The organism is Streptomyces himastatinicus ATCC 53653 (assembly GCF_000158915.1).
In the GTDB taxonomy this organism is placed as follows: domain Bacteria; phylum Actinomycetota; class Actinomycetes; order Streptomycetales; family Streptomycetaceae; genus Streptomyces; species Streptomyces himastatinicus.
Map to the genome: position 1 here is coordinate 9409994 of NZ_GG657754.1, position 17802 is coordinate 9427795.

The window sequence follows — 17802 nt, forward strand, 5'->3', positions numbered from 1 at the left end:
CGCGATCCACAGTTGTGCCGCACCGCCGTACCACCGCTGGGCGAGCGAATGGCCGCCGCTGATCTCGTCGGCCTGCGCGGCCGCCGAGGCGACCGGGGCCGTGCTGGTCATGCTGGGCAACCTCTACGGCTACGGCCCGGTGGACGGCCCCCTGACCGAGGAGCTGCCGCTCGCGGCGGCCGGCCCCAAGGGGCGGGTGCGCGCGGCGGGATGGGAGCAGGCGCGGAACCTCCACGAACAGGGCCGCATCAAGGCGGTCGAGGTGCGGGCCTCGGACTTCTTCGGGCCCGGCGTGACCGACGGCGGACATCTGGCCGGGCGGGTCATGCCCCGCCTGCTGCGCGGCAAGCCGGTCTCCACGATCGGGGATCCGGACGCCCCGCACAGCTGGACCTACCTCCCCGACGTGGCCAGGGCCATGGTCGAGGTGGCGGGCGAGGAGCGGGCCTGGGGGCGGGCCTGGCACGTTCCGACCGGGCCCGCGCTGTCCACCCGGGAGATGGCCGACCGCCTGGCCGCCGAGGCGGGCACGGGACCGGTCGCGGTGCGCGGGCTGCCGCCGGCCGTACTGGGCGTCGCGTCGGTCTTCTCGCCGCTGATCCGTGCGCTACGGGAGATCCGCTATCAGTTCGACCGGCCGTTCGTGGTCGATTCGAGCGCGTACGAAACCGAGTTCGCGGTGCGCGCCACGCCCATCGACGAGCAGATCAAGGCGACGGTGGACTGGTGGCGCGAGCGCCTGGACGGTGCGGGGGGTCGCGGGTGACAGCGACAGACTCCCCCGTGGGGTTAGCCGGGGCACGCCGTGACGACATCGCGATCGTGGGGATGGCCTGCCGGTTCCCCGGTGCGCGGAACGTCAACCAGTACTGGCGGCTCCTCACCGCCCCGCAGGCGCAGTTCGCCACCGTCCCGGACTCGCGGTGGCGCAGCGCCGCCTTTCTGAGCGACAACATACGCGACGCGTCCGCGGCCTATACGGACACCATGGCCCTGCTGCCGGACGTCGGCCACTTCGACGCCGTGCACTACGGCATCCCGCCGCGACGGGCCAAATCCATGGATCCGCAGGCCCGGATGCTGATCGACCTCGCCCGTGAGGCCCTCCAGGACGCGGGATGGGAGGCCGAGGGCTTCGACCGCGAGGAGACCTCGGTGATCACCGCGCTCACCGAGAGCGGCTACCGCGAGATCAGCACCATGCAGCTCCGGATGCGTCAGCTGACCGGCGGCGAGTTCGGGGCGCGGGCGACCGACCCCCGGTGGCCGGAGACGGTCCGCGCGGTCAGCGGACTCCAGGGCACCTCGGTGGCCGGGCTGCTGCTCAACATGGGACCGAACACCGTCAGCTCCGTCTTCGACCTGCACGGCGAGAGCTACGCGCTCGACGCGGCCTGCTCCGGCGGACTCATGGCCGTGGCCAACGCGGTGTTCGCGCTGCGCGCGGGACGGTGCCGCATCGCACTCGCCGGTGGCGCCCAACTCCTCCTCACCCCCGACCTGTTGGTCGGACTGTGCCGGATCGGCGCCATCTCGCGCAGCGGCAGATGTCTGCCGTTCGGCGCGGACGCCGACGGCTTCGTCCTGGGGGAGGGCGCCGGGGTCCTGGTGCTGCGGCCCCTGGCCGACGCGCTGGCCGCGGGCGACCGGGTCTACGCGGTGGTCCGCGGCGTCGGAACGGCCAACGACGGGACCGTACAGGGCGGAATGCACCCCCAGGCGGCCGGTCAGCTCCGGGCGCTGCGCCGGGCCTACCGCGACGCGGACCTGCCCCCGGACGCGGTGGGCTACCTCGAAGCGCACGGCACCGGAACCACGGTCGGCGATCCGGTCGAGGTCGGTGTGCTGGGCGAACTGCGCGGGGAGCGGGGCGCCCCCGCCTTCCTCGGCGCGGTGAAGGCGGTCGTCGGGCACGCGCTCAACGCCGCGGGCATCGCCGGGCTCATCAAGTCCGTCCTGGCCGTGCAGCGGGGCGTGATACCGCCGCAGCCCCCGTTCGACCTGGGCGACCGCTCCGGGCTCGACGCCGCCCGGCTGACCATCCCCACCGCGCCCACCCCGTGGCCGGAGTCGGGGCAGCCGCGCCGGGCGGGGGTGAGCGCCTTCGGCTTCGGCGGCACCGGTGTCCATCTGGTGGTGGAGGAGTGCACCAGGGCACCGGCCCGCCCGGCACCCGACGAGGGGCCGCGGCTGCTGGTGCTCAGCGCCCGCGACCGGGAAGGGCTGGCCCGTTACGCACGGGAACTGGCGCACACCATCACCGGGGACGGGCCGCCGCTGGACGAGGTGGCCGACACCCTGGCCCGCCGGACCCCCTTCGCGGAACGCCTCGCCCTGGTGGTCGAGGACACCGCCGACGCCGCCGCCCGGCTGACCGCGGCGGCCGACGCCGTGGCCGCGGGCCGCACCGGGGCCATCGGGCCGGGGCAGGTGATCGGCACGGTGCCACCCGGTGAGCTGCCACAGGCCGCGGTGCCATGGCCGGGGCCGACGTCCGGGTCGCCGTCCGGTTCGACATCCGGTGAGCCACGCACGGCCGCCGCGCTGGCCCGGCTCGCCGAGCACGCGGTCACCGGCGCGGGACTTCGTCCCGAGGGGGAGCGCATCCCCCCGTGCACTCTGCCGCCGAGTCCGCTCGCCCCGCGCCACCACTGGGTGGTGGACGAGACGGCCCGCGACACCGGCGACACCTCGCTCGCGGACCTGGGGGAGGAACAGCCCGACGCCACCGCGTCCGCCGCGTCCATCGTGCTCGAAGAGCTGTCGCGGACCGGCGTCTACCCGCTGTCCGATCTGCACGAGCGGATGGCGCTGGTGGCCGATCTCGGCTTCGACTCCCTGATGTTGCAGGAGCTGGAAACCAACATCGGCAAGCGAATACCGGGCTTCCGTACCGATGAGATCTTCTCGCCCGAACTCACCGTCGAACAGCTCATCGCGCTGACCGGCCCCCACCTCACGGAGGATCCCGCGCCCGGTGCGCCCCCGCCCCGGGAAACACCGGCGGTGCCCCGGGAGACCCCCGCGGAGTGGAGCACGGCGACCGCGGTCGTCGACGAGTTCCCGGAGGTGCGGCAGTTCGAGGAGCGCCTGGACGCGATCACCGGCAGCGGTGCGGACTTCCCGTACTTCCGGGTCCATCAGGGCACCATCCGCGATACGACCCGGATCGGCGACCGGGCGTATCTGTCCTTCGGCAGCTACAACTACCTGGGGCTCTCCGGCCATCCGGCGGTCAGCGAGGCCGTGCACCGGGCGGTGGACCGCTACGGGACCTCGGTCTCCGCGAGCCGGCCGCTCTCCGGCGAACGGGAGCTGACCGTGACGCTGGAACGGGCGCTCGCCGACTTCCTCGGCGTCGGGGACTGCCTGGCGCTGGTGAGCGGCCATGCCACCAATGTCACCGCGATCGGACACCTCATCGGGCCGGGCGACCTGGTGCTCCACGACGCCCTCGCCCACGACAGCATCCTCCAGGGCTGCGCCTTGTCCGGGGCGGCCAGACGCCCGTTCGCCCACAACGACACCGACCGGCTGGAACACCTGCTCCGGGTCAACCGGTCCCGGTTCCGGCGGGTCCTGATCGCCGTCGAGGGCGCGTACAGCATGGACGGCGACCTGGTCGACCTGCCCGCCGTGATCGAGCTGAAGCGGCGCTACGGGGCCCTGCTGATGGTCGACGAGGCGCACAGCATCGGCACCGTGGGCGACGGCGGCCGCGGCGTCGGCGAGTTCTTCGGCGTCGACCGGTCCGGTGTGGATCTGTGGATGGGCACCCTCTCCAAGGCGTTCGCCAGCTGCGGCGGCTACCTCGGCGGCTCGGCCCGGATGGTGCGGTGGCTGCGGCACACGCTGCCCGGCTTCGTCTACAGCGTCGGCCTGACCCCGGCCAACGCGGCCGCGGCGCTGGCCGCCACCGAGCTGATCGTCGCGGAACCGCACCGGGTGCGCACCCTGCGGCGGAACGCGGAGCTGTTCCTCGGCCTCGCCACCGCGGCCGGTCTGCCCACGGGCTCCAGCGCCGCCACCCCGATCGTGCCGTGTGTCATCGGCGACTCGGCGAGAACGCTGCGCGTCGCGGACCGGTTGTACGAACGGGGCGTCATCGCCGACCCGATCTTCCACCCCGCGGTGGAGGAGGGGCTGGCGCGGCTGCGGTTCTTCGTCACCAGCGAACACCGGGAGGACGACATCCGCCGGGCCGTGGCGATCCTGGCCGAGGAGGTGGCGTCCGCCGGTGGCTGAGTGACCCATGTCAGATCAGCGTGCGTTCTATCCGGCTGAGCGTGGCGTCCCGTCCTGACGCGGCGCCGTCACCGGCTTCCTCGGCCGGCGGCGTGCCGTGCGCTTCCGTGCTGCCGCCCAGCCGCTGGGAGAGCAGATAGGCGATGATCTCCGCTTCCTGTTCCTGGACGTCGTCATAGGTGGCGCGCAGGAGCATGTCACGCACGATGTCGGGGTCGAGGTTGGGGAAGAGGAGGCGGGCGCTCGCCTCGTCCAGCCAACCCGCCCCGCGATGGCAGCAGATGATGTGGCCCAGCTCGTGCAAGATGATGTGCTCCTGATGCGCGCTGGTCGTGTTGGCGTCGAAGAAGATGAGGTCCTCGTCGCGTGCCGCGACCCACATGCCACACGGGTGCGACGTGGGGATCGGCATCGGGACCAGCGTGATCGGACGTTCGCGGATCTCGCCGAGGTGGCGGCAGAGCTCGGCCACATCGGCCACCTCCGGCAGATCGAGGTCGGCGATCCGCTGCGCACCGGCCTTCCGGAGCCGCTTGAGCCGGCTGCGGCGGTCCTGGTCGGCCGATCGCCCGCCCCTGAGGCCCCTCACCCGGGGTCCGAGGTGTCGGCGCCTTCGGAGTCCGAGGCATCGGTGACGGGCGGAAGGCCCTGCATCTGCCGGTACTGATCCATGATGGTCGTGATGGCCTGGAGATTTTCCTTCTTCATCCCGGCCGCCCGCATCGCCACGGCCCGGACGCCCGCCTGCCGCAGCGCCTCGATGGCGGCGACCTCGCTGAGCACCGACTCGGCGACCTTGTCGTCGAAGAAGTAGGCCACCGAGACGCCGAAGAAGCGCGCCAGGGCGGCCAGGAGGTCAGGTGAGGGATTGGAGCGCTTCCCCGTCCGCAACTGCGACAGATACACACCCCCGACCTTCAGCTCGGGGTTGGCCCGCTTCAGCTCCTCCGCCACTTCGGCGTTGGTCCAGTGCTTGCCCTTGGGACGAACCGTCTTGAAGAGGTTGTCCAGGCGCACCGCCAGCACGGGCCGGTCGTCCGTCTCGGACACGCGATCTCCTCCCCCCACCTCCTCGGATTGCCCTCGGCTAATCGTCAGTTTCGCAGATTAGCGGTCAGTTGACAATCTGCGGTGATTCCGCCAACGTGGGACCTCGCCGATAGCTGTCAGCTAACTCCGCTTGCGGGGGTAGTCGAGTTGATGGACGGTCTGTCGGCCTGACCCACACGGGGGAGGGTCAGGTCCGGCCGGGCGGGGACACCCGCCCGGCCGGACGAAGCACCACGGGGGAAAGTACGGGGGAACCACGGGGGAAAGAACGGGGGAAAACGGGGGAGCACAACGGGGGAACGGGGGAAATCCCGCCCGGTCTGACACGGGGGCAGTCCGGGCGGGAGCTCCTCACCTCGCGCTGTCGAGCTTGCGGTAGGCGGATGCCACCTTGGTGAGCCAGTCGACCTCGGCGGTGAAGTTGTCCGTGTCGCGGTCATGGAAGTCGCCCGCGTCCTCGTTGTCATCGGGGAGGGCGCCGGTGCGCTTCGCGTGCAGCGCCCGCCGGATCTGCGCCGCTTCGGCGAACGCCTGCCGGAACTCCTCGCTCGCACCGGGCTCCGCCGCGCCGCCGTCGGCGCCGTCGACGGTGCGGTCGATATAGGGGCGCAGGTCCCGCCAGCCGTCCCGGATTTCGATGACCCGCCGGTGGAGGCGGTAGTTGAGGTCGGAGGCATCGGAGACCGCGGCACCGGGCGGGTCCAGCACGATGTCCGGGGAGGACTCGTACAGGTCCCGCCAGAGCGGATACAGCGCCCGGTACGAGCGGTAGCTGTGCGCCCAGTTGAGCAACTTGGCGGCCGAGTCGCCCCAGGAGGAAATGGTCAGGCTGACCGAGAGAATGGCGATGCCCGCCGCGCTGAACAGGGACGCGAGGACGGTCCAGGCGCCGATGTCGAACCCGGCCGCGGCGGTGAGGATGTTGACCGTCCTGGCCGTGCAGTAGAGGAAGAGCACCACCGCGGCGACGGACAGCAGCCGCAGCGCCTGCCGCAGCGACGCCTTGTCGGTCATCCGGGCGTACGGGCCGCACTGCCGGAAGATGGTCACGCACGGTACCGCCTGGGAGGTGATGAAGACCAGGAGGTAGGTGAGGATCAGCGGCTGGCCGCTGCCGGTGTTGAAGTCCGACGGCGGACGGCCCGGGCCGTCGGCGATGAAGAACAGCGCGATCAGCAGCGCGGTGACGGCGATGCCGGTGATCAGCCAGTAGCGGGTCTTCCGTACCGCCTCCTCATCGGCGGTCGACCAGTGCAACAGGATGATCTGCGCGGTCACGCAGACGGCGACCGCCGACAGGTGCATCAGCAGGATGGCGAGGTTGCCGACGCCCAGGAAGCTGTCGCTCCCCATGACGACGACACCCATCGTGAAGGTGACGCACTGGAGCAGCAGCGTGATGACCAGAGCGCGGTAGGCGTTGTCCCGCCAGCTGCGCCTGACCTGGCACAGCCGGTAGATGAGCGCGGCATACGACGAGAGTGCCGCGATGACGAAGCAGAGGGTCTTGGTGGTGGTCACGGCCCGATTCCCTGCCAGTGCCGCGCACGCGGCGAACGGTGTCGGTCAGGTGGTTCAGTCGGCGGTGTCTTCCAGGGGGACTACGAGTCCGATCCCCTCGGCCGCCACGGCGACGGCGTAGTCGAAGAAGGCGGACTCGTCCCGGACGCTGTCGTGGGTGCGGCTGAAGACCTGGAACACCAGCAGCCCGATCAGGCTGCTCCACAGCACGATGCCGCGCTCGATGACATCCGAGAACGGAGCGTCGGGCGCGCCGCCGAACAGCGCCACGGCCTCCGGCAGAAGCAGCGGGGGCCCGGGCACCGCCCGCCGGGGCGGGGTGAGTTCACCGGCCTCCAGCGCCGTACGCACGATCCCGGCCAGCACCGCGGGGGTGCGCGAGGCGGGCGGGACCGTGTCCTGCGGGGCGTGGTAGTCCGGAACGGGCGAGCCGTAGATCAGCGTGAACTCGGCCGGGTGGTCGAACGACCACTGCCGCAGCGCGCGCGTGACGGCGAGGAGTCGCGCCCCCGCCGACCCTCCGGCCTCCGCTGTGGCGTGATCGGCCTGCTCCATCGCGGCGCCGGACGCGTTGTAGGCGTCGATGACCAGGGCGGTCAGCAGGTCGTCCCGATGCGGGAAGACGGCCTCCACATCGCTGACGGCAAGTCCGCCGCCCAGGGCGACGGCCTCAGGTGACAGCCCTCCGGCGCCCTGCTTCAGCAGGAGTTGGCGTGCGGCGGCCTTGATCGCCGCCTCCGGTCCGGAGTTCTCGTCGGTGGTGCTCGTTCCGGAAACATCCATGGCCAAACGGTACCTGTCGGCCGCAACGGTCATAAGCGCAGTTGCCCGAGCTGCACGGCCTTGTGCTGTGATCCGCGCCACACCGCTCACGGACTGACAAAACTGCGGCGGGCGGGCGGAGTTGGGCCGGGAGGGGCGTCGGTGTCAGCTGAAGGTGCGGCGGTAGGTGTGCGGGCTGACACCGGTGGTGCGTTTGAAGCGGTCGCGGAAGGCGGTGGGGGAGCCGAAGCCGACCTGGGCGCCGATGCGTTCGACGGAGTGGGGCGTGGTCTCCAGGAGGTGCTGGGCCTGGCGGATGCGGGCGCGGTGCAGCCACTGGAGCGGGGTGGTGCCGGTCTGCTCGCGGAAGCGGCGTATCAGGGTGCGGGTGCTGGTCCCGGCGTGGGCGGCGATATCGGCGAGGGTGAGGTCGCGGCCCAGGTTGTCCTGGAGCCAGGTCAGCAGGGGTTCGAGGACGGAGCCCTGCGGGGTGGGCGCGTAGTCGTGGACGATGAACTGCGCCTGTCCGCCTTCGCGTTCGAGCGGCATCACGGACAGCCGGGCCGCGTGGGCGGCGACGGCCGAGCCGTAGTCCCGGCGGATCATGTGCAGGCACAGGTCCAGGCCCGCGGCGGCGCCCGCGGAGGTGAGGACCTGGCCGTTGTCGACATACAGGACGTCCGGGTCCACCTCGATGTCCGGGTAGGCGGTGGCCAGCAGACCGGCCGCGATCCAGTGGGTGGTGGCCCGCAGCCCGTCGAGCAGGCCGGCGGCGGCCAGGATGAAGGTGCCCGAACAGATGGAGGCGATCCGTGTGCCGTCCTCGGCCGCCGCCCGCAGCGCGTCGCGGACCTCCGGCGCGAGCGGGGCCGCGGGGTCGGCGGTGCCGGGCACGATGATCGTGTCCGCCCCTTGGAGCCCGTCGAGACCCCAGGGCGCGCGCAGGACGAAGGTGCCGGTGTCGATCTCCCGGCGCTCGGCGCACACCCGGATCTGATAGCCGGGGCGCCCGTCCGGCAGGCGGGTGCGGGTGAAGACCTCGATCGGCGTCGACAGGTCGAACGGGATCACCTGGTCCAGGGCGAGAACGGCGACGGTGTGCATGGCCGGAAGATACCTCCTCGCAGGACGACCCGGGATGGCTCGGAGCGCGTCATCCTCGATATCACCGCAGTTCAGAGGTGCTTCCATCGCCGTTGGCACTATCCCGTTGAAAGGTGGCACTCATGCCACTGGGAGGGGAGGCGGCAGCCGATTACCTTCGGTGGCGTTCCCGGCACGGACCGGACCTCCCGCCTTCGAAAGAGAGCCCTCCATGCATGTCCAGGTAGTCCTGCTCGACGGCTTCGACCCGCTCGATGTCATCGCCCCCTACGAGGTGTTGTACGCCGGTGGCGCCGCCTCGGCGGGCGCGGTGAGCGTGGAACTGGTCTCCGCCGAAGGGCCGCGCGAGGTGCCCAGCGGCGCCGGGAGCCTGACGCTGCGGGCCACGGGTGCCCTCGACCCCGAGCGGGCCGGTGTGATCCTGGTCCCCGGCGTCGCCGGCCGCTTCGGCGAGCCCGGTGAGGTCCCCGAGCGGGACGCGGGGCACGGGGAGTGGCAGCAGCCGGACGAGTTCCTCTCCGTACGGCTGGATCGCGCCATGTCCACCGAGCTGCCCGCGCTGCTGAAGGCGGCGATGGAGAACCCGGCGGTGACGGTTGCCACGGTGTGCGGCGGGTCGATCATCCTGGCCATGGCCGGTCTGCTGGCAGGGCGCCACGCCACCACCCACCACCAGGGCCTGGACGCGCTCGACTCCGGCGGCGCCCACGCGGTGCGCGCCCGCGTCGTCGACGACGGCGACCTCGTCACGGGTGCCGGTGTCACCTCCGGGCTCGACCTGGGCCTGTATCTGCTGGAGCGCGAGAGGGGCCCGCGGATCGCCCACGCCGTGGAAGAGCTGTTCGCCCATGAGCGCCGGGGCGTCGTGTGGCGCGACCAGGGCCTGGCGCCCGTCGGCTTCTGACCCCGATCGGCCACCTGACCATGACGAAATTCTTTCTCTCCCTGCACGTCCTGGCCGCCGTGATCGCCATCGGCCCCGTCACCGTCGCCGCGAGCATGTTCCCGCCCGCCCTGCGCCGCGCCCATGGCGACCCGCAGGACGACGAGGCGCTCACCACCCTGCGGATGCTGCACCGCATCTGCCGCGTCTACGCCGCCATCGGGATCGCCGTACCCCTCTTCGGATTCGCCACCGCCAGCAGCCTCGGCGTCCTCAGCAGCGCATGGCTGATCGCCTCGATCGTCCTGACCGCCGCGGCCGCCGCCGTCCTGGCCCTGCTGATCCTCCCCGCCCAGGACGGGGCCCTCACCGCGGCCCGGGCCCCCGGCGCCACCGCCACCCGTGCCCCGGCCCGCCTCGCCATGCTCACCGGCGTCTTCAACCTGCTGTGGGCCACGGTCACCATCCTGATGATCATCCGCCCCGGCTCCACCACGGGAGTATGACCGTGCACCTGCGGCCCCTGCGTATCGCGGCACACGCCGAACTGATCTCGCTGGTCATCATGCTGGCCAACCTCGCCACCGCCCACCTGAAGCCCATCTCCTCCCTGATGGGCCCCACCCACGGCTGCGCCTACCTGTTCGTCATCGGCGCCACCTGGCGCCTCCGCCAGGCGACAAACGCCACCAAGGCCACCGCCGTCATCCCCGGCATCGGCGGCCTCCTCGCACTGCGGCGCCTCGGCCGCGCGGGGACCCGATCGGACCGGGCACAGGATGTCGGGTCCGGGAGGGTGCGATCTTCCTAACGTGAGGGTCGTAAGGGAAGGAGACCGAGGTGCTGGAGCGGCTGAACGAGGCCCTGGACCACATCGAGTCGCATCTCGATCAGCCGATCGAGGTGACCGAGCTGGCGCGGATCGCGGTGACGTCGGAATACCACTTCCGGCGGATGTTCTCCGCGCTGGCGGGGCTGTCGCTGTCGGAGTACATCCGGCGCAGACGGCTCACCGTCGCCGGGGCCGAAGTGCTCGCGGGGGAGCGGACGCTGCTGGAGATCGCGGTGCGCTACGGCTACGGGTCGGGGGAGGCGTTCGCGCGTGCGTTCCGCGGCCAGCACGGGGTGGGTCCGGGCGAGGCGCGGCGCGGCGGTGCCGCGCTGAACTCCCAGCCGCGGATGTCCTTCCGCCTCATCGTCGAGGGGAGCAGCACCATGCGGTACCGGGTCGTGGAAAGGGAGCAGTTCCATGTGGTCGGCAAGAGGGCCCGGGTCCCGCTCGTTCATGTGGGGATGAACCCGGCGATCGCCGACTTCATCCGCGGTATCGACAAGGAGACGATGCGGCGCATCACCGCGCTGTCCGATCAGGAGCCGGAGGGGATCGTCGGGGTCAGTGACGACCTCGACCCGAGCCGGGCGGAGGGGACCGAACTCGACTACTACCACGGCGTGGTGAGCCGGTCCGCCGGTCCCGAGGACCTGGACACGCTCACCGTCCCGGCGGGGACCTGGGCCGTGTTCGAGAGCTCCGGACCGTTCCCGCAGGCGCTCCAGTACCTGTGGCGCGATGTGTTCACCCAGTGGTTCCCGTCCAATCCGTACCGGAGCAGGCCGGGGCCCGAGATCCTGCGCACTCAGGTGTCGCGGGACGGGGCGGAGGCGGACGCGGAGCTGTGGATCCCGGTGGAGCGGACCGCGCTCTGAGCCATCACCGGTCCGGAGCGTGCGCGAACACCCACCGGTTGGCGGCCAGGGCATCGTGCCGCTCCGGGCGCGGGCCGCGTCCGTAGCGGGACGTGAAGTCGAACGGGGTGCGGACCGTTGTGGACCAGCCCCGCGCGGTCAGGTCTCCGGCGGTGTCGGGCCGTGGCTCGCCGTCGAACAGGGCGAGCAGGTCGACACCGATCCGGAGCCGGGCCGCGGAGTAGACGGGGCTGTCGCGGACGGCCGCCGACTCCGTGCCGAGCTTCACCTCGTACGCGAGGGCGCTTCCCGCCGCGCTCAGCCCGGCCACCGTTTCCACGAGCAGCCGTTCGGCGGCGGAGGGCAGATAGAGCAGGAGCCCCTCCGCCAGCCAGGCGGTCGGCCGGGCCGGATCGAAGCCCGCGGCGGCGAGCGCTCCGGTCCAGTCGCGTCGCAGATCGGCCGCGATCGTGACGCGCTCCGCCCGGGGCGCGGCGCCCAGTCCGTCGAGCACGCCGCGCTTGAACGCGAGGATCGGTCCCTGGTCGATCTCGAAGACCGTGCAGCCGGGCGGCCAGTCGAGCCGGTACGCCCGCGAGTCGAGCCCCGCCCCGAGCAGGACCACCTGGCGGGTGCCCGCGCGCGCCCGGGCCAGGAGGAAGTCGTCCAGGACCCGGGTCCGCAGACCGAAGTAGCGCCCCAGCCGCCCCCAGAGGGGATCGGCGTCTCCGCCCGGCACCTGCTGGGGGCGTACCGGCCAGTGCGCGGACGCCCGCCCCGCGGCGCGCACGAAGTGCTCCGCGTACGGGTCCCGGGCGAGCGCGTCGGGGCGGTGGGCCTCGATCGCCCGTGCCGCGGCGACCAGGAGAGCGGTCTGCCCGACGCCGCCTGCCACGCCGGTGCTCTCCCGCGTCGCGTCGGTCATGCCTCCCCATCCCCTGTCCGCCCTGACCACCCGGCCGCCATCGCCCGTGGTCAGAGCGCCGTGCCCGCGACCAGGTGATCGCCGGGGATCCCGGCCTTGCCCGGGGCGTAGTAGTCCTTGATCCCGTCGACCCAGGTCGCCACCTGGATCCGGTCCGCGTCCGAGGGGCCGAAGGCGTCGAAGAGGGCGTCGATGTTGGCGCGTTCGAAGCCGATGGCGGTCATCAGCGCCACGAACGCGGGGCGTGCGACGGCCCCGTCGCCGCCCGGGTCCCCGAGCGCGGCCAGCGCCTCGGCGAACGCGTCGATCGTCGCGTCGAACCGCTCGGGCGAGAGCACGCAGGCGGTGTACTCCTCGAAGGTGATCTCGCCGTCCCCGTTGGCGTCCGCTTCCCTGCGCAGCGTCGTCCAGTACTGACGGAACGCCGCGCTCATCGCGTCCTTCGCCGCCTCGTCCGCGTCGGGCGCCGCCTCGACGACGCGGCCCGCCATCAGCTCGAAGTCATCGGCTTCCAGGACGCCGTTCCCGTCGGCGTCGAGCAGAGAGAAGACGAGCGCGACCCGCTTGGTGGCCTCTGTGCGCATGAACCGTGTCCCCTTCCGTCGGTGACCGGAGCTGTGCGTCCGGCCGCCGGCTCACTATCCGTTCGGGGGCGCGTACGGACGGCGGCAACCGATCGCCGTTCACTCGAACGAATGGAACTGGGCCGACAGGGTCGCGCGGCAGCCATGGGACCTGACCGGAATCTCCATGCCTTGTTTGCATCGGCCGGATCGGGCAATTCGTGCAGCATGGCTAACGCACGAGCGAACAACGAATCGACCGACCGGGCGACCAAGGCCACGAAGGCGACAGCCGCCAAGGCCAAGGAGACCTCCGCGAAGGCGGCGGGGAAGACGGCGGCGAAGGCGGAGTCCGCAGGCCAGTCGACCGCCGATGCCGCCAAGTCCGCCGGGACCGGCGCGGCACGCGCCGCAGCCGGTGCGGGCAGTGCCGTCGGTAACGCCGTGACCTCGGTGGGGGCCACGGCGGGGAAGGCGGCCGAGTCGGCCGGCACCGCCGTGACCAGCACGCTGAAGGGCGTGACCTCGGCGGCCGGGCAGGTGACCTCTGCCGCTTCGACCGCCTGGACCGTCCTGAAGCACCGCAAGCTCATCGCGGCCGGTGCCGCGGCCGGGGTCACCGCCCTCAGCGCGGCGTCCTACGCCGTGGGCCGCCATGCGGAGCGCAGCGGCCACGGTCCCGTCACGCGGATGACGGGCGGCCGCATCTGACAGGCCGCCCGACCGCCCCACCGACCCCAGGGACCCGCCTGACCCAACCGACCCCACCGACCCGACCGCCCGCCGAGGCCACCCCGATGTGGCCTTCGGCGGGCGGTTTCGTGCGTACATGCCCCGCACCGCATTTGCGGATGGGACGGTTGCTCAACACGGGGTGACGCGAGCGGGTGTTCAGGGATCGGCGCATGGGCACATAGGGGAGGGAGTGGCGGCAGAGAGCCCGGGTGTGCTCGATCGCGCGGGACCCGAATCAGCCGTTCTCGTGGCCGAGTTGCTGCTCCAGGGTTGTGAACTGCGGCGATCTGCCGTGTGCCGCCGCGATGCGGCGGCCCGGAGTGATGATCCTCTCCATTGCCATCCCTTTGCGATGCTTTTACTCGCCTGTTAGTCTTCCGGCGACCGGACAAGATCGGATCACCGCCCGAGCGGCCCGTGCCCGAACAGCCCGACGACTGATGCAAATCGCCCTGTGAAGCCACTTCTACGTTGAGGTCGTCACACGGCGACCGGGCGGGAACCTCATGGCCCTGGACGAAACCGGCACCGAACTCCCCCTTTCCGAGGCGCAGTCAGGCGTGTGGCTGGCCGAGCGGTCCCGGCCCGACCTGTCCTCGCCGTACCTCTGGGGCGAGTACACCGACATCACCGGCGCCCTCGACAGCGGTGTCCTCGTGGCCGCCGTCCGGCAGGCCGTGCGCGAGACCGAAGCCCTCCACGTCCGCTTCGCCGAGACGCCGGACGGACGTCCGGTCCAGCGCGTGGCCCGCCCGCGCTCCATCGCCTTCCCGGTGCGCGACCTGCGGCACGAGCCCGACCCGTACGGGACGGCCCTCGCCTGGATGCGCAAGGAGCTGTCCCGGCCCCTCGACCTGGCCGAGGGCGAGCTGTTCGACGGCGCCGTCCTCCAGATCGGCGACCAGCGGCATCTGCTGTTCACCCGGGTACACCACATCGTCCTCGACGGCTTCGGCATGACGCTCTTCTCGCGGCGCGTCGCGGACCTCTACGGCAGCCTGCTCGACGGCGGCCCGATCCCCGGAAACGGCTGGAGCCCGCTGCGCGCCGTCCTCGACGAGGAGCGGGCCTACCCCGACTCACCCCAGTGGGAGGCCGACCGGCAGTGGTGGCTCGACCACATGGAAGGCCATCCGGAATTCCTGAGCCTGGCCCCGCGCCCGGCCCCGGTCCCGGCCGCCTCGCTGCGGCTGACCAGCACCCTGCCGGAAGCGGAGTTCGCCCAATTGCGGGCGGCCGCACAGGACATGGGGCAGCGCTGGTCACGGCTCGTCATCGCGGCGACCGCCGTCTTCGTCCACGCGATGACCGGCAGCCGGGACGTCGTCCTGAGCCTGCCGGTCACCGGACGGGTCAGCGAGCAGAGCCGCCGGGTGCCCGGCATGTCGGCCAACGTGCTGCCGCTGCGCCTGTCCGTCGACCCGGCCGCCCCCTTCACGGAGCTGGCGGCCCGGGCCGACGAGGCGATCGGCCTCGTCCAGCGGCACCAGCGTTACCGGGGCGAACAGCTGCGCCGCGACCTGCACTACCCCCAGGACGGGCGGCGCTTCTTCGGGCCGGTGCTCAACATCCAGCGCTTCGCCTACGGTCTGCGCTTCGGACCCGCCACCGCCACCGTGCACAACCTCCAGGCGCCGCCCTCGGAAGACCTGTCCCTGGTGGCGTACGACCGCGGCGACGGCCCGCTCACCATCGACGCCGACGTCAACCCGGCCAACCACTCCCCGGAGCTGCTGCGCGACGCCAGTGACCGCTTCCTGCGGGTGCTGCGGCAGGCCGCCACCCGCCCGGCCCTGACCCCCGTGGCGCGGTACGCCGTCACCTCGGCCGACGAGCGCGACCGGATCGGGGCGGCGGGCAGCGGGCGGCCGCAGCGGTACACCGGCCCGGCGCGCACCGCGCTCGCGAGGTTCGAGGCCCATGTCGCCGCCACACCCGAGGCGTTCGCCGTACGCTCGGCCGCCACCGGCGAACGGCTCACCTACCGGCAGCTCGACGCCCGCGCCACCGCCCTCGCGGCCCGGCTGACCGCGGCGGGCGTCACCGCCGAGACACCGGTGGGCCTCCTGGTCGAGCGCTCGCCCGAGCTCGTCGTCGCCGTGCTGGGCGTCATCAAGGCCGGCGCCGCGTATCTGCCGCTGCACCGCGCGGACGCCCCGAGCCGCCTGGCCGCGATCGCCGCCGGAGCCGGGGCGCGGTTCCTGATCACCGACGCCACGACCCGGGACGACGAGATCGCCACGTGGTTCCGCGACCGGGGACACCACGTCCACGTCCTCGGCGTCCTCGGCGAGGAGCCTTCCGACCCGCCGCGGGCCCCTTCGGCGACCGTGCACCCGGAGCACCTCGCCTGCGTGATGTACACCTCGGGCTCGACCGGCGCCCCCAAGGGCGTCGCCATCACCCACGCCAACCTCGTACGGCTCGCCGCCGACCGCTGGTGGGACGAAGGCGGCGCGGAGCGGGTGCTGCTGCACTCCCCGCACGCCTTCGACGCGCTCAACCTGGAGCTGTGGGTGCCGCTGCTCACCGGCGGCGAGATCGTCATCGCCCCGCCGGGCCGTACGGACCTCGGCGTCCTCCGCGATGTCATCGCCACCCACCGTGTCACCGGGCTGTGGCTCACGGCGGGCCTGTTCGCGGCGCTCGCCGAGGAGGACCCCGACTGCCTCGCCGGTGTCCGCCAGGTGTGGACCGGCGGCGACGTGGTCGCGCCCGAGGCCGTACGACGCGTCCGCTCCGCGCCCCGGGCGCCCGCCGTCGTCAACGGTTACGGACCCACCGAGACCACCGTCTTCGCCACCCGGCACCCGGTGGACCAGCTCCCCGAACACACCGCCTCGATCCCCATCGGCGCCCCGCTCGACGGCACCCGGGTGCACCTCCTCGACGACGCGCTGCGCCCCGTACCGCCCGGGGTCACCGGCGAGGTCTACCTGTCCGGCACCGGGCTCGCCCGCGGCTACCTCGGCGCGCCGCTCCGGACGGCGGAGCGCTTCGTGGCCTGTCCGTTCGGCCCGCCCGGTGCTCGGATGTACCGCACCGGGGACCTCGCGCGCTGGAACCCGGACGGCACGCTGGACTTCGCGGGCCGCGCCGACAGCCAGGTCAAGCTGCGCGGCTACCGGATCGAACCCGGCGAGATCGACGCCGCGCTGTGCCGCCACCCCGCCGTGACCCGGGCCGCCACCGTGCTCCGCGAGGACCGGCCGGGAGAGCGCAGGCTCGTGTCGTACGTCGTCACCGCGCGGCCGGAGTCGGACGGGGACGCGGACGCGTTGCGGCGTCACGCCGCCGAGCACCTTCCGGCGTTCATGGTGCCGTCGGCGATCGTCCCCGTCGAACGGCTGCCCCTCACCCGTAACGGCAAGCTCGACCGCGCCGCGCTGCCCGCGCCGTCCACCCCGATGCGCGACAGCGACGACGGCACGGACGGCACGGACCGGTCGCCCCGTACGCCCGCCGAGGAGACGCTCACCGCACTGTTCCGCGAGGTGCTGGGCGAGCAGCACATCCCGCAGGACACGGGCTTCTTCACCCTGGGCGGGGACAGCATCCTGGCGATCCACCTGGTCAGCCGGGCCCGGCGGGCGGGCCTCCCGCTCACCTCCCAGGACGTCTTCCGCCACCCCACGGTCACCGCACTGGCCGCGACCCTGGCCGACCGTTCCCCGCTGCCCACGGGCCCGAACGTCGCCGCCCCGAGTGACACCGACACCGACGACGACCCGGCGGTGGAGCCGACACCCGTGATGCACTGGCTGCGCGAACGCGGCGGGCCCGTCGCCGGGTTCGCGCAGTCGATGGCGCTGCGCACCCCCGCCGCACTGGACGAGCCGAGGCTGCGCGCCCTCCTCGAAGCGCTGCTCGACCGGCACGACATGCTGCGCCTCCGGCTCGTGGCGCGGGACTCCTCCTGGGAGCTGCGGACCGAGCCCGGTGGCCGGATCGCACTGGTCCGGCACGACGCGTCCGGCCTGGACCGGCAGGCGCTGGAGGCCGCCGTACGGGAGCACGCCGCGCGGGCCGGGGAGCGGCTGGACCCCGCGGAGGGGCGCGTCCTCCACGCGGAGTGGTTCGACGCCGGAGCCGATCGGCCCGGCACGCTCGTCCTCACCGTGCACCACCTCGCCGTCGACGGGGTGTCGTGGCGCATCCTGCTCGACGACCTGCGCGACGGCTGGCGCGCCCTGGCCGACGGCCGGACCCCGGCACCGCCGCCGGTCGGCACGGGCTTCGGGAGGTGGAGCAGGGCGCTGGCGGCGCACGCCCGGGACGCGTCGGTCCTGGCCGAACTCCCTTACTGGACCCAGGTCGCCAACGCGGTG

Annotated in this window: 15 protein-coding genes; 8 read left to right on the forward strand and 7 right to left on the reverse strand. The window is 72.6% G+C overall.

Annotation, left to right across the window (positions count from 1 at the left end; all coding sequences use genetic code 11):
• A partial coding sequence (locus SSOG_RS39845; protein ID WP_009719987.1) for an NAD-dependent epimerase/dehydratase family protein occupies positions 1–766 on the forward strand: 766 nt, incomplete at its 5' end.
• Between the two features lie 62 nt (positions 767–828).
• Complete coding sequence (locus tag SSOG_RS39850) at positions 829–4245, forward strand: aminotransferase class I/II-fold pyridoxal phosphate-dependent enzyme (RefSeq protein ID WP_039939813.1); 3417 nt, start codon at positions 829–831, stop codon at positions 4243–4245.
• Positions 4246–4255: 10 nt separating this feature from the next.
• Here SSOG_RS39850 and SSOG_RS39855 read toward each other — a convergent pair whose 3' ends face one another.
• The 5 genes from SSOG_RS39855 to SSOG_RS39875 form a co-directional block, all read right to left on the reverse strand.
• Positions 4256–4834, reverse strand: a complete 579-nt coding sequence (locus tag SSOG_RS39855) for a hypothetical protein (RefSeq protein ID WP_009719990.1) — start codon at positions 4832–4834, stop codon at positions 4256–4258.
• Positions 4831–5295, reverse strand: a complete 465-nt coding sequence (locus SSOG_RS39860) for a helix-turn-helix domain-containing protein (RefSeq protein WP_039939814.1) — start codon at positions 5293–5295, stop codon at positions 4831–4833. Before SSOG_RS39860 ends, SSOG_RS39855 begins: the two co-directional genes overlap by 4 nt.
• A 351-nt stretch (positions 5296–5646) precedes the next feature.
• Positions 5647–6816: an MAB_1171c family putative transporter gene (locus SSOG_RS39865; RefSeq protein WP_009719992.1), complete on the reverse strand. Its 1170-nt coding sequence runs from the start codon at positions 6814–6816 to the stop codon at positions 5647–5649.
• A gap of 54 nt (positions 6817–6870) precedes the next feature.
• On the reverse strand, positions 6871–7599 hold the full coding sequence (locus SSOG_RS39870) for a TetR-like C-terminal domain-containing protein (protein WP_039939815.1): 729 nt from the start codon (positions 7597–7599) through the stop codon (positions 6871–6873).
• A 144-nt stretch (positions 7600–7743) separates the two neighbouring features.
• The gene (locus SSOG_RS39875; protein ID WP_009719994.1) at positions 7744–8682 is read right to left on the reverse strand and encodes a GlxA family transcriptional regulator; all 939 of its coding nucleotides are present in this window, start codon (positions 8680–8682) and stop codon (positions 7744–7746) included.
• A 211-nt stretch (positions 8683–8893) separates the two neighbouring features.
• Between SSOG_RS39875 and SSOG_RS39880 the strand changes: the two genes are divergently transcribed.
• From SSOG_RS39880 to SSOG_RS39895, 4 genes are read left to right on the forward strand one after another with little or no spacing between them, the layout of a single operon-like run.
• Complete coding sequence (locus tag SSOG_RS39880; protein ID WP_009719995.1) at positions 8894–9586, forward strand: DJ-1/PfpI family protein; 693 nt, start codon at positions 8894–8896, stop codon at positions 9584–9586.
• A 20-nt stretch (positions 9587–9606) separates the two neighbouring features.
• Positions 9607–10071, forward strand: coding sequence for a membrane protein (locus SSOG_RS39885; RefSeq protein WP_009719996.1), 465 nt, complete (start codon positions 9607–9609; stop codon positions 10069–10071).
• Positions 10068–10376 carry a hypothetical protein gene (locus SSOG_RS39890; protein ID WP_039939817.1) on the forward strand — a complete coding sequence of 103 codons (309 nt, stop codon included), beginning with the start codon at positions 10068–10070 and terminating at the stop codon, positions 10374–10376. The genes SSOG_RS39885 and SSOG_RS39890 overlap by 4 nt, the downstream gene beginning before the upstream one ends.
• A gap of 29 nt (positions 10377–10405) precedes the next feature.
• Positions 10406–11272, forward strand: coding sequence for an AraC family transcriptional regulator (locus SSOG_RS39895; protein ID WP_009719998.1), 867 nt, complete (start codon positions 10406–10408; stop codon positions 11270–11272).
• Between the two features lie 4 nt (positions 11273–11276).
• On the opposite strand, the gene SSOG_RS39900 is transcribed toward SSOG_RS39895, so the two are convergent.
• Entirely contained in the window at positions 11277–12176 is a 900-nt protein-coding gene (locus SSOG_RS39900) for a class I SAM-dependent methyltransferase (protein WP_039939819.1), read from the reverse strand.
• A 50-nt stretch (positions 12177–12226) separates the two neighbouring features.
• Positions 12227–12760, reverse strand: coding sequence for an EF-hand domain-containing protein (locus SSOG_RS39905; RefSeq protein ID WP_009720000.1), 534 nt, complete (start codon positions 12758–12760; stop codon positions 12227–12229).
• A gap of 207 nt (positions 12761–12967) precedes the next feature.
• Between SSOG_RS39905 and SSOG_RS39910 the strand changes: the two genes are divergently transcribed.
• Together SSOG_RS39910 and SSOG_RS39915 are read left to right on the forward strand one after the other, a co-directional pair.
• Entirely contained in the window at positions 12968–13450 is a 483-nt protein-coding gene (locus SSOG_RS39910) for a hypothetical protein (RefSeq protein ID WP_039939821.1), read from the forward strand.
• 530 nt (positions 13451–13980) lie between these two features.
• Positions 13981–17802 (forward strand): non-ribosomal peptide synthetase (locus tag SSOG_RS39915; RefSeq protein WP_009720002.1); only part of this gene is annotated, 3822 nt, incomplete at its 3' end.